This window comes from Maridesulfovibrio salexigens DSM 2638 (genome assembly GCF_000023445.1).
Lineage (GTDB): Bacteria > Desulfobacterota > Desulfovibrionia > Desulfovibrionales > Desulfovibrionaceae > Maridesulfovibrio > Maridesulfovibrio salexigens.
Map to the genome: position 1 here is coordinate 3,829,714 of NC_012881.1, position 12,062 is coordinate 3,841,775.

The window sequence follows — 12,062 nt, forward strand, 5'->3', positions numbered from 1 at the left end:
ATAAATCAACACTTTCCGGTTACTTGGACTACCGGGTACGTCCCCGGCAAAAAACCTACACTAAACTATTTTTCACTGCCAAACCAAGCCATGCGCAACCCGTCCAGAAGGAGAGTTGGTTCCACACGGTCAATAGCCTGACAGACTTCAGCTATTTTAGAGGCGAAACCTCCGGTGGCGATGAGCTCAACCTCCCCGCCGAGAGTCTTGCCCAAACGTTCGCTCAAGCCTTCAACCATGGCTGCGAACCCGAAGATAAGCCCCTGATTAAGGCTGTCTGCGGTGCTCTTGCCCGGCCTGATGGTATCACACTCGATCTCAAGAGAAATATGAGGCAGTTTTGCGGTCCCTGATGCAAGCGCCTTTGTGGAAGAAAGCACGCCGGGACAGATCAGCCCGCCCATATAATCCATGCCTACCACACAGTCGAAAGTGGTGGCAGTGCCGAAATCAACCACGATAAGATTCTCACTGTCGCTGATCTGGCGGCCGGCAAAAGCGGTGACAAGCCTGTCTGCGCCGACTTCCCACGGCCTCTCGTACTTGTTGTTCAAGGCCAGAGGAATGGAATCAGGAGCAAAACGAAGCTCGCAGGGGAAAAACCTTTCTACCGCCCGCTTTAAAATCGGATTCATAGGTGGAACAACCGAAGAAACGGCACCGCCGATGATATCCTCATTAGAGTATCCGGCCACCCGGCATATCTCAACGAGCTTGAGTCCCCATGAATCAGCTGTGCCTCCGGGATCGGTAGGCAGAGTGAATGAAGGACCGATTTTATCACGGGTGGAAAAACCAATTTTGGTATTGGTATTTCCCACATCAAAAAGTAAAATAGTTTCCGAACTCAAAGGTGAACTCCGCTGCTTGCTGGATTCTTGCTCCAAAGTCTAATACCATATTCCGCAAAAACTAAAAACATGATTGCGATACACTTGCGGTACAACCCGGGGTTTGTTTTCAAAGACCGTCCGAAAACCGAAAATCACTATGGATTCCTCTTTCCGCCCAGCCTTTTAAGACCTGTCAGGATGACCGCGTACTCCATTCTTGGAAAGGAATCAATATGGTTTTCTGATCGAAAGTGAACACAAAAATGTTCGAATTGCAACATTTTTATAATAATTTGATAGTTTATTGACTTGGCTTGCATTAAAAATTAAAAAAAAATAATAATAAAAAAAGTTTGAATTTCCCATGAAACCCCAATGCGGAGCATGCCGTGCCAGACAAAAAACTTCTTTCCATCGCCGAAATTTCGCGCTTGCTGGAGGTACCTGAGTCAACCCTCCACTACTGGAAAAACCGTTTTGCCCAGTACCTGCCCAGTACCGGTCGTAACAGGCAGAAAAGATTCAAATCCGAAGCAATTGAAATTTTTAAAATTATCTCCTCCATGCTCAAACAGGGCCATACAGCCGAAGACGTTATGGCCGAACTCTCCCGTAAATATCCGGTTAACGTAGCCATTGATGCACAGGGTCCGGAATTGGCAACACCCGCCGCTCCTGCTCAAATCCAGCAGGCGAATCTGGAACCTGCCATCCAACTTGCCGCTGCCATGGGAACTGAAATCGCAAAATCCATCAATGAAGGACTGAAAGGGATGCTCTCCTGCATGCCGCAAGGAGCTATCTCTGAAGATGTAAAAGCCTGTATGGACAAGGCAACCGCTGACCTGAATGCCCAGAACGAGAGTATTGCGGGTTTAAAAGATGAGAACATCCAGCTTAAAGAAAAGCTTTCCATTATGGAAGCAGAGCTGGTCCGGCTGCGCAAAGACCGCCGGGAAATGGAAAAGTTCCTCCTTGACAAGCTCAAAAACGTCACTAAGTAATCCTTGCCTTTTTTGTTCCTGACGGAACACCCAAAAAATACAATCAATAACCTTCCGGCTGTATCACACAGCCGGGAGGAATTTTATGTTTATGGAGGAACTAAATGACTGCCCAGACAGAAAAATTCGAATTCAAGGCTGAAGTTAACCAGCTGCTGGACATCCTGGTCCACTCTCTCTACACCAACCGCGAAATTTTCCTGCGCGAACTGGTTTCCAACGCATCCGATGCTCTCGACAAAATGCGCTTTGCCATCAACAGCAATCCTGAGCTGGAAGATGAGGTGGAACCTGAAATCCTCATCGCATATGACGAAGAGAAAAAGACCGTGACTGTGACCGATACCGGTATCGGTATGACCCGCGAAGAAGTCATGACCAACATCGGTACCATCGCCCACTCCGGTTCTGCTGAATTCGTCAAGCAGGCTGCCGAATCCAAGGAAAGCCTTGATTCCCTTATCGGCCGTTTCGGTGTCGGTTTCTACTCCATCTTCATGGTTTCCGACCACGTAGTAGTACGCACCAAGTCTTACCTGAAAGACGAGCCTGCAATCCAGTGGGTATCAGACGGCAAAAACGCATACGAACTTACTGAAGTTGAAGCTGAAATGGATCACGGAACCATCATCGAGATCCAGCTCAACGAAGACAACGCTGAGCGTTTCGGTTCCGATGACAAACTCAAAGACATCGTCAAACGCCACTCCAATTTCGTTTCTTTCCCGATTATGATCGGCGGCGAACGCGTTAACACCGTATCCGCCCTCTGGCGTGAACCCAAATTCCAGATCAAGCAAGAACAGTACGAAGAATTCTACAAATTCCTGACTTACGATGTGCAGCCTCCCATCGATACCCTGCACTTTTCCGTAGATGCTCCGGTACAGTTCAACTCCCTGCTATTCATCCCCGAAAATGACCTCGATATCTTCGGTATGGACCGCGACAACTGGGGGCTCGACCTCTACGTACGCCGCGTGCTCATCGAAAAGCAGAACAAGAACCTGCTTCCCGAATACCTGAGCTTCATCAAAGGTGTTGTTGATACCGAGGACCTGCCCCTGAACATCTCCCGCGAGACCCTGCAGGACAACCTGCTCATCGGAAAAATCAGCGCAACCCTGACTAAACAGGTTCTGGGACAGCTGGAAAAACTCGCTAAGGATGATGAAGAAAAGTACGCAAAATTCTGGAAAGCCCACTCCAAGATTTTCAAAGCAGGACACATGGACTTCGTCAACCGTGACAAGTACGCCGGACTGCTCCGCTTTGACTCTTCCAAAGCAGAAGAGAACACCCTTGTATCCTTTGCGGACTACATCGAGCGCGCTAAGGAAGACCAGAAGGAAATCTACTACTCTTTTGTTGCCAGCCGCGAAGCAGCGAACCTCAACCCGCACCTCGAAATCTTCCGCAACAAGGATATCGAAGTACTCTACCTCTACGAACCCATTGATGAATTCGTCATGGAATCCATCCGTGAACATGAGGGCTTCAACTTCGTAGCCGCAGAGTACGCCGATCTTGAAAAGCTGGACAAATTCGAATCCACTAAAAAGGAAGACGAGCCGGAACCGCTTTCCGAAGATCAGGAAAAGGACATGGAAGCACTCATCGCCAAGATGAAAGAAGTACTCGGCGAACAGGTTGCCGAAGTAAAAGTTTCCGAGCGTCTTTCCGATTCTCCCTGCCGTCTGGTCAACCCCGACGGAGCCATGACCTCGTCCATGGAAAAGCTGATGAAGGCTATGAACAAAGACAGCTCCATCCCCACCAAGACCATGGAAGTGAACGCCGGCCATCCGCTGCTGCGTTCCATGCTGGAGATCTTCAAGGTTAACCCCGAAGATGAATTCATCGCCCTCTCCTCCAACCAGCTGCTGGAATCCGCCCTGCTGCTGGAAGGCTACCTCAATGATCCCCACGCTCTCGTAGGCCGCATCCAGAGCCTGCTGACCAAGGCAGGAGGCTGGTACGCCGAACTGGAAAAGAAAGACTAGTAATATATTATTAAAAAGTGCATCAAATCCCCGGCAACTTTTGTTGCCGGGGATTTTTTATTTTATTTCAAATCAATGTTGCTGACAGTTCCTGCTTAAGATAAAATAAAATAATCGAAATAGACCTGAGCTGCAGGACAAACTCTTCCAGCCTTGCAAATTGGAGATAAAAAAATGAACTTAACTGATGCCCCTGAACGCTTTGACCTGCAAAGTGCATTGGATAGATTCTCAGGTGATCATGAATTATTGGAAGAGGCCATTGAAATATTCGTAGAAGAAGCAGCTAAGCACCTTGAAGCAATCAAGACTAATATTGAACAAGGCAACCTGAAAGAAGCATCCGCAAGCTCTCACACCCTGAAAAGTGAATGCGGTGCTGTAGGCGCAATTCAAGCTCATTCACTGAGCCATACTCTGGAGAAAGGTGCTGCAAATGGTGATATGGAAGAAGCATTGGAAATCTATCCCCAACTTAAAAAAGAAGTTGAATTAGCTATAAAACTTCTTCCTGAAGCAAGCAGCCAGTTGAAATTTTAACAAAAAACAGGTTATTAATTACTTAATATATACACTGCTTCCTTTTTAAATCTGCTTGAGGTAGGCACTATAAAAATATTTCTAACCACCTAATTATTATGAAGACTATTCTGATCGTTGATGACGACCCAAAGATGCTTGAATTACTCAAGCACTACCTCAAAAAAGAAGAGGTCAACACTCTCGCCGCGACAGACGGAGAGAAAGGTCTTTCTTTGTTTGAATCCACTCCGGTGGATCTTGTCATCATTGATATTTTCATGCCGAACATGGATGGTATCCAGACCATTATGGAATTGAAGCAGAAAAAACCGGAATGCAGCATTCTGGTCATTTCCGGCGGTGGTGAATTTACCGGGCTTGAATATCTTAAACAAGCTAAAGCGCTTGGAGCAAAAGAGGCTCTGGTCAAACCGTTCACCCAGAAAGATTTCCTGACTACAGTACACTCTATGCTGAATTAATCTCCAAGTGCTCCTATCTTCTGGAGCAGGCCAGACTTACCCCAAGTCCCACAAACGCTGTTCCCAGAACTTTATTTATATATCTGCAAACAGCTGTGCCCTTGATAACTTCCTTTATCTTTGCCCCGCCGCAGGCATAGATCATCATACATCCGAATGCGATAATGGTGAGCAAAGTAAGCAGCATGGCAAAATGCTGGATGGATGCCTGACCACTGCTGATAAACTGGGGAAACAAAGCACTGAAAAACACTATTGCCTTCGGGTTTCCGGCCGCAACCCAGAAGCCCTGCAAAAACAGCTTTAGATTTGAGGTGCTCTTCGCTGCATCAACACTATCTTCATCGAAAGTGAAATCACCGGACATAAGCACCCCGATACCAAGCCAGACCAGATAGGCGGCTCCGGCATATTTAACCATCATAAAAGCTGTTTCGGAAGCAGCCAGCAAAGCTCCAAGTCCGGCTATGGAAACAACGGCCTGCAAGAAAGAAGCAGCGGAGTTGCCCAAAGCTGTAGCAATTGCACGCTTGGCGCCATACTTAACACCGTGGGTCAAAGCCAGAATCATACTCGGTCCCGGAATTATGGAAGCCAGAAAAACCGTAAGTACGTATACTCCCCAAAACTCAATCGACATGAAGCGTCCCCTTCAAAAAAAAAGCCGTGCTCAAGAAAGAGCACGGCCTTTTAATATAATCTACATTAGCTACTAACCTTCAAGTTCGGCAGCAGCCTGCTCAACGGAATCAATGAATCCCTGACGGGCTTCCCTGATCTTTCCGGCCAGTTCTTCGTCATGAAGAGCCAGAATCTGAGCGGCCATCCATGCGGAGTTCTTTGCGCCGACCTTATCAAGGGCAACTGTTCCTACGGGGAATCCCGGAGGCATCTGCACGGTTGCCAACAGAGCATCCATACCGCCGAGAGCGGAACCGCAAATGGGCACACCCAGGACAGGACGGATGGTTTTAGCTGCTACAGCACCTGCGAGATGTGCGGCAAGACCTGCGGCGCAGATGAAGATTTCACAACCGTTATCTTCCAGTTCCTTGACCAGCTTCGCAGTCCTTTCCGGAGTACGGTGGGCAGAGGAAACTGTGAAAACGTGGGGAATACCGAGCTTGGTCAACAGATCGGAGCAAGGCTGCATTGTGTCCTTATCCGAAATGGAACCCATAAAAATAGCTACTTTTGCACTCATTTTTTAAGACCCTTGTTACCTATGTCGCGACGGAAATAAGCTTTATCAAAGCTGAGTTTTTCAACAGCTTCATAAGCTTTTTTCTGAGCTGCTCCGAGATCCGCCCCCAGAGCGGTAACACCCAGCACACGGCCGCCGCTGGTTAATGTTTTACCATCTTCATACTTTGTCCCGGCCTGAAAGACCTTGACACCTTCAATCTTTTCAGCTTCCTCGAATCCGGTAATCTCCGCTCCCTTTTCGTAGGAACCGGGGTAACCGCCAGCAGCCATTACCACACAAAGGGTGGTTTCTTCCTTGAGTTTCACTTCCACTTCGGGGAGGCGATTCTCAACGCAGGCCAGCATGATTTCGACCAGATCGCAATCCAGACGCATCAAAAGCGGCTGACATTCGGGGTCGCCGAAACGAACATTGTATTCAAGAACGGAAGGACCGTCTTCAGTGTACATAAGCCCGGCATAAAGAATACCGGTAAAAGGCTCGCCGCGTTCGGCAAGCAGCTTGAGAATGGGCTTGATAACCAGTTCAGCGGTTTCAGCATATTTGTCGCGGGGCAGAATGGGGGCCGGGCTGTATGCACCCATGCCTCCGGTGTTGGGTCCGGTATCACCTTCGCCCACGGCTTTATGGTCCTGTGCGGAAGGCAGCAGAGCATAATCTTCACCGGCACAGAAAGCGAGAAAGGAAGCTTCTTCACCCTTGAGGGCTTCTTCCACTACAACGCGTTCACCGGCAGTACCGAAGATTTTTTTAACCATCATGTCGTCGAGAGATTCAAGAGCCTCTTCAACAGTTCCGGCAACGACAACACCTTTACCTGCGGCAAGACCGTCAGCCTTGACCACGATAGGTGCGCCTTTTTCTTCTACAAATTTTTTGGCTTGTTCATACTCATCGAAAACCTGAAAAGGAGCGGTGGGAACACCGGAATCGCGCATGGTAATCTTGGAGAAAGCTTTGCTGCCTTCAAGATTAGCGGCATATGCGCCCGGGCCGAAGCAGGGGATACCTTCTTTGGCAAGGGCTTCCTTGATGCCCAGCACGAGGGGAAGTTCCGGGCCTGCCACAACAAGATCGATCTTGTTTTCTTTGGCAAACTTGACCAGTCCGGGCAGGTCGTCATCCTTGATGGGCACATTCGTGCCGTGCAGACGGGTACCGCCGTTACCGGGTGCGATAAAAATCTCGGAAACCTTGGGGCTCTGGCTTATCTTCCAAGCCAGCGCGTGTTCTCTTCCGCCTGAACCTACAACAAGTATTTTCATGAAATAATTCCTCTTGGGATTGAGCTGAAGTGACCTGTGGGTATTACTGCCTCCCAAAATATTAGGTTGGCAGCAAGCATCACTTAGATAAATATTGCAGATTTGGCAAGAAAATGCGTACGCCTGAAATAATTATCCGTTAACCTTCACATCAGCGGCAATAACACCCAGCACCTTGCCCTTGGAATCAAAGAACGGACCGGAAACCGTAATACAATTCTCACCGGTAGCAGAAGATTCATAAACCTCGGATACATACATAGTCTGATCTTCCACAGCTCCGCTGAACCATTCCCGGCCGGACCAATCTTTGCCGCAGGCTGAGCCGTCTTCGGCAAAGCTCTGCCACTGTCCGCTGATATTGCTGACCGTCTGAATTCCATTATGATCGGTGATGTAGAGAAGTTCGAGGAAACGATTGTCTCTCAAGGCTTTGTGCATGGCCCGCTCCTGCAACTCCCGGTTCAGAGAGAGCACATCGGAAGATTTGGCGAGAGAATCAATCACTTCCTGCACCTTACCATTACCGACCAGCTTAAACACACCGATCATATCATCAAGATCAGCTACGCGTCCACCAAGAACGGAAATAGCTTCTCCCGCCCCGGACATGGCCTCGCCGGTTTCATCTGAGATCGAGTGAACTTCGTTGACAGCTTCACGAACATTATTGCTGGCCTCTGCCTGTTGCACAGCCTCTTCAGCAATAAGACGCACTCCGCGAGAACTCTTTTCTGCAAGGTCAACAATTTCGCCGAGGGCTTCACCGGAACTGGAAGCTAAACCGGACGCATTGCCGGCCAGATCATTAATATGGTTCACCCCGGCGACTGTCATTTCAACGTGCTCTTGAATCCTGCTGATTTCAGTACCCACATCACGGGTGGCTTCCATCGTCTTTTCAGCAAGATTGCGGACTTCATCAGCAACAACGGCAAATCCACGACCGGCATCCCCGGCACGGGCTGCCTCGATAGCGGCATTAAGAGCCAAAAGGTTAGTCTGATCGGCAATATCGGAAATAACGGACATGATGCTTCCAATCCCCTCCGCCTGTTTGCCGAGAGCCTCAACCCTTCCGTTAAGATCATTGGTATTGCTCATGACCGTGTTGATTGATTCAATGGTCTGCTCGAGCACGTCTTCACCGGATCTTGCCCGCTCAGCAGCTGACTCAGCATCTACTGCCGCAAATTCCGCACGTTCCACCGAATGCTGAATGGAAACATCAATCTGTTCCATGGATGCAACAACAGATGAAAGATACTCCAACTGCTTTTCAGCTCCATCGCTGGCCCGCGACGAGGATTCACCCAGCATTTCAGAGCTTGTACGAATGCCCTCAACAGCATTTTCAAGGGTCCCTGCTGCGGAAAGAAGTCCCTTGCTGCGAGCCTGTTCACCACGCACCCTTGCATCCTCGGCCATTTTATAAGCCTCAAGCTGCCTGGAGATTTCAATTTTGCATTGTTTGTCAGCCTCTTCCAGTTTAGTGCGGAGACTGCTTACATAAGATTCAAGTTTAGTAGCTGAAGGCAACAAAGCAGAAGTGAACCCTAGATCACTTTTGAAATCGGAACCGGAAACAAGTTCATCAATCCAATGACTGACACCTATCCACTGAGCATTGATTCTACTCCTGAGTATAAGCCCGGAAACAACAATCACAGCACAGGCTACCGCAAACATTCCCAGCAAAGGGGCCATGTCCCCGCCCATAAATGTTTCAGGAGCAAACACAAACGCAAGACAAAGCCCTAACAGGACCAAGACATCAATCACAACATGAACAACAATCCTGCCGGGCATACACAACTCCTATTAAGTATTGATTTTCTGGACGACGGCTAAGCACAACCGCAATGTATCAACTGTTTCCTGTGAGAGAATATTCAAGAGCGCTGATAAGCTCCCGCAAATGGATATGATCTTCAATCCTGCCACCCTCGGGACCTTCCACATGAAAGACATCAAACACAGACTCGCCTGTGGTTGAGATACGGGCCATTCGCAGATTAATATTCATCCGCGCAAAGGAAGCGACCATATCGTAAAGAATGCCGGAACGGTCTTGAGTGATAACTTCAATTAGAGTGCATTCAGCGCTGGAATCATTATCCACACTGATTCTGGTGGGAACTCTGCTGGGCACAGACTTGGCAAGAAGAGAATTACGTTTCTTGTGTAGACGGTAATCAAGAGCCAACCTTCCGGTGAGCGCGTACATGATGGACCTCTCCACTCTGGCCCAGATATCTGAAGGGCAATTTTCCGCCGGAGCTTCAACTATAAAAATGTTCAGCGCCGTACCGTCAGACCACGAGAATACTTCAGCAGAAAGAATATTCACAGAATGAAGGGCCAGCACACCGCTCTGTGCAGCAAACAGAAAATTCTGATCTCTGGCGGTGATAACCAGCTTGATATGGTTTTCGTCTTCGGTTTCAAAAACTCGAACCAAACTCAAGCCAAGCCCACCCTTACCAGAAGGCTTGCGTACCATATCCAACTCATAGGCCCCCTTAAATTCGAGAACCTGCTGCATGTGCTGCACAATCTCGTCCGGGTCCTCGACCAGCAGATAGCGTTCAGGCATGCAGCTAAGCATAGATTCAACTAATTCGGATTCTATAAGCCCCACTGCACACTCACGGATACGATTTATGGTTTCACCAAGCTGCTCACCGGAATCAACTTCTGCAAAAGCCTCGTCAGTAAGTATCAACTCCAATCCGGCATATATCTCCCGCAACAGGGATTCACTCCATGAATTCCAGACACGGGGGCCGGTAGCCATAGAATCAGCCATGGAAAGGATAAAGAGCATACGCAAACGACGCAGAGAGCCGACCTTTTCGGCAATCTTCTGCAAAGCTTCAACTGAACTGAGGTCGATCGAACGCGAAGAACGGATCAGAAGCAGATGTTCTCGGACCAGAAAGACGACATCCTCCTTGAAACGCGTAGGGAAGTCCGTACGGGAAAGAATCTCATCGGCAAGATCTGCTCCGCGTTCGCTGTGATTCCGCTTCCCCTTACCGATGTCGTGAAAGAAAGCACCGAGCAGCAAGGCATCGAAATCTGTAGTGGAAATACATTTTCCACCGTCTGAAAATTCATTACGAAAAATATCGCGACATTTATGGACAGTTAGCAATGAATGCCTGCCCGGAGGGTACTGGTGGTATCCGTCATAAGGAACCAGCTCGGAAACCTTGGAAAATTCAGGAAGGAAGGACTTGAACACCCCGCTATCAAGCATTTCAACAGAGGCCCGCCAACCGAACTCACCTTTGAAAATATCAATGAGCATCTTCAGAGAACGGGTTAAACTGATACCGCTTGCGGAATCAATGGCCGAGACAGCACGACGGGCTTCACGTGTAAGAGGAGCCCCGGTTCTGGACTTTATCCCAAAGACTTCCAGTCCGGCTTTAAGTCCGGCAATACCCCGGTGATCGATAAAGGAGCGCGAATCAGCATCAAAGGATTCACGGTAAAGGGCATCCCCCATGGAACGCACCCGGACCATAGCCTGATGAATTGAAGTAAGCAGATCGTTGCCGCGCTTTGCCGGGTCGTACCCTTTAACTCCGCATAGAGAGGCTGCATCCGGTAAAATCTCAAGAATCAATTTATCCTGTTTACGTTTGCGCAAAAAATGAACCGCAGAGCGGGCCTGCATAAGCAAAGCTTCATCCCTGCCCAGATCATTCAAATCATTTTTGTTAAGCGGAAAGTAATCGCCTTTGATATCCGCACACCAGCGTATAAACTGAACATCACGCAAGGTCCCCCAGCCGTTTTTCAGGTCAGGTTCAAGAACTACGGAATCCATACCTTTCCCGGTCTTGGAACGATTCTCCCAAAGGATACGACAGAACTTATCTCCCGCGCTGGGGATAACTTTTGTTCTGAATTCATCGGAGAGATGTCGGAAGAGCTCTTCGCGACCGGAAATGAACCGTAAATCCAACAATGAAGCTAGTACCTTGAAATCTGACATTGCCAGCTCAATATTTTGCTCCACAGTTCGAACACCGTGACCAACATCGAATTTAAGATCCCAGAGAGGATGAAACAGAAAGGATGCCAGATCTTCCAGCCCTTCCTGCGTGGTGAGTTCAGTGAGAATCAAAACATCAATATCTGAAAAAGGAGCCAGCTGACCACGGCCGTAGCCACCTACAGCCACGATACTCAGATCATCATGGGAAGAAAGGATCCCCTCGGAAACAGCTTCAATGACCCTTGCCCTGAAATAGTCATCAACAAGAGCACAAAGTTGCTGCGGAAAATCCCGCGGCATGCTCTTGGAGCATGCCGCGAGGAGTATTTCACGTCCCGCCAACAACCTGTCTACGGAAGTTTCCGGGGACAATCCGGGGGAATTTTCAGTGTTCATTTATATGGCATCCGGGCCGGTTTCACCGGTACGGATACGCACCACTTCTTCAACCGGGATTACGAATATTTTACCATCGCCAACCTTTCCGGTCTTGGCTGCTGCACTGACAGCTTCAATCACTTCGGATACCCGGTCAGCATCGACCACAATCTCAACCTTGGTCTTGGCAATGAAGTCCACCTGATACTCGGCACCGCGATAGACTTCCTTATGTCCACCCTGTCGTCCGAAACCTTTCACATCAGTTACGGTCATACCCTTAAGACCGAGAGCGGAAATGGCATCCTTTACATCATCAACCTTGAAAGGTCGTACAATTATTTCAATCTTTCTCATTG

The 12,062-nt window shown here is 48.7% G+C and carries 11 protein-coding genes; 4 read left to right on the forward strand and 7 right to left on the reverse strand.

Annotation, left to right across the window (positions count from 1 at the left end; genetic code table 11):
• Positions 1–65 precede the first annotated feature (65 nt).
• Positions 66–851, reverse strand: a complete 786-nt coding sequence (locus DESAL_RS17490; RefSeq protein WP_015853291.1) for a type III pantothenate kinase — start codon at positions 849–851, stop codon at positions 66–68.
• A 371-nt stretch (positions 852–1,222) separates the two neighbouring features.
• On the opposite strand from DESAL_RS17490, the gene DESAL_RS17495 reads away from it, so the two are divergent.
• The 4 genes from DESAL_RS17495 to DESAL_RS17510 all read left to right on the forward strand — a co-directional run bounded on the left by DESAL_RS17495 (position 1,223) and on the right by DESAL_RS17510 (position 4,844).
• A complete protein-coding gene (locus tag DESAL_RS17495; RefSeq protein ID WP_015853292.1) occupies positions 1,223–1,837 on the forward strand; it encodes a MerR family transcriptional regulator in 615 nt (204 codons plus the stop codon).
• A gap of 104 nt (positions 1,838–1,941) precedes the next feature.
• Positions 1,942–3,840 carry a molecular chaperone HtpG gene (gene htpG, locus DESAL_RS17500; protein WP_015853293.1) on the forward strand — a complete coding sequence of 633 codons (1,899 nt, stop codon included), beginning with the start codon at positions 1,942–1,944 and terminating at the stop codon, positions 3,838–3,840.
• Positions 3,841–4,014: 174 nt separating this feature from the next.
• Positions 4,015–4,380 carry an Hpt domain-containing protein gene (locus DESAL_RS17505; RefSeq protein ID WP_015853294.1) on the forward strand — a complete coding sequence of 122 codons (366 nt, stop codon included), beginning with the start codon at positions 4,015–4,017 and terminating at the stop codon, positions 4,378–4,380.
• A gap of 98 nt (positions 4,381–4,478) precedes the next feature.
• Positions 4,479–4,844: a response regulator transcription factor gene (locus tag DESAL_RS17510; protein ID WP_015853295.1), complete on the forward strand. Its 366-nt coding sequence runs from the start codon at positions 4,479–4,481 to the stop codon at positions 4,842–4,844.
• A gap of 13 nt (positions 4,845–4,857) precedes the next feature.
• Here the strand turns inward: DESAL_RS17510 and DESAL_RS17515 are convergent, their stop codons facing one another.
• From DESAL_RS17515 to DESAL_RS17540, 6 genes are all read right to left on the reverse strand, one after another.
• Complete coding sequence (locus DESAL_RS17515) at positions 4,858–5,484, reverse strand: LysE family translocator (RefSeq protein ID WP_015853296.1); 627 nt, start codon at positions 5,482–5,484, stop codon at positions 4,858–4,860.
• Positions 5,485–5,556: 72 nt separating this feature from the next.
• Positions 5,557–6,048 (reverse strand): 5-(carboxyamino)imidazole ribonucleotide mutase, encoded by a 492-nt coding sequence (gene purE / locus DESAL_RS17520; protein WP_015853297.1) that lies wholly within the window; start codon positions 6,046–6,048, stop codon positions 5,557–5,559.
• Positions 6,045–7,316, reverse strand: coding sequence for a phosphoribosylamine--glycine ligase (gene purD, locus DESAL_RS17525; protein ID WP_015853298.1), 1,272 nt, complete (start codon positions 7,314–7,316; stop codon positions 6,045–6,047). The genes purE and purD overlap by 4 nt, the downstream gene beginning before the upstream one ends.
• Positions 7,317–7,448: 132 nt before the next feature.
• Complete coding sequence (locus tag DESAL_RS17530; protein WP_015853299.1) at positions 7,449–9,125, reverse strand: methyl-accepting chemotaxis protein; 1,677 nt, start codon at positions 9,123–9,125, stop codon at positions 7,449–7,451.
• Positions 9,126–9,183: 58 nt separating this feature from the next.
• The gene (locus DESAL_RS17535; RefSeq protein ID WP_015853300.1) at positions 9,184–11,721 is read right to left on the reverse strand and encodes a [protein-PII] uridylyltransferase family protein; all 2,538 of its coding nucleotides are present in this window, start codon (positions 11,719–11,721) and stop codon (positions 9,184–9,186) included.
• Complete coding sequence (locus tag DESAL_RS17540; RefSeq protein ID WP_015853301.1) at positions 11,722–12,060, reverse strand: P-II family nitrogen regulator; 339 nt, start codon at positions 12,058–12,060, stop codon at positions 11,722–11,724.
• Positions 12,061–12,062: the final 2 nt, after the last annotated feature.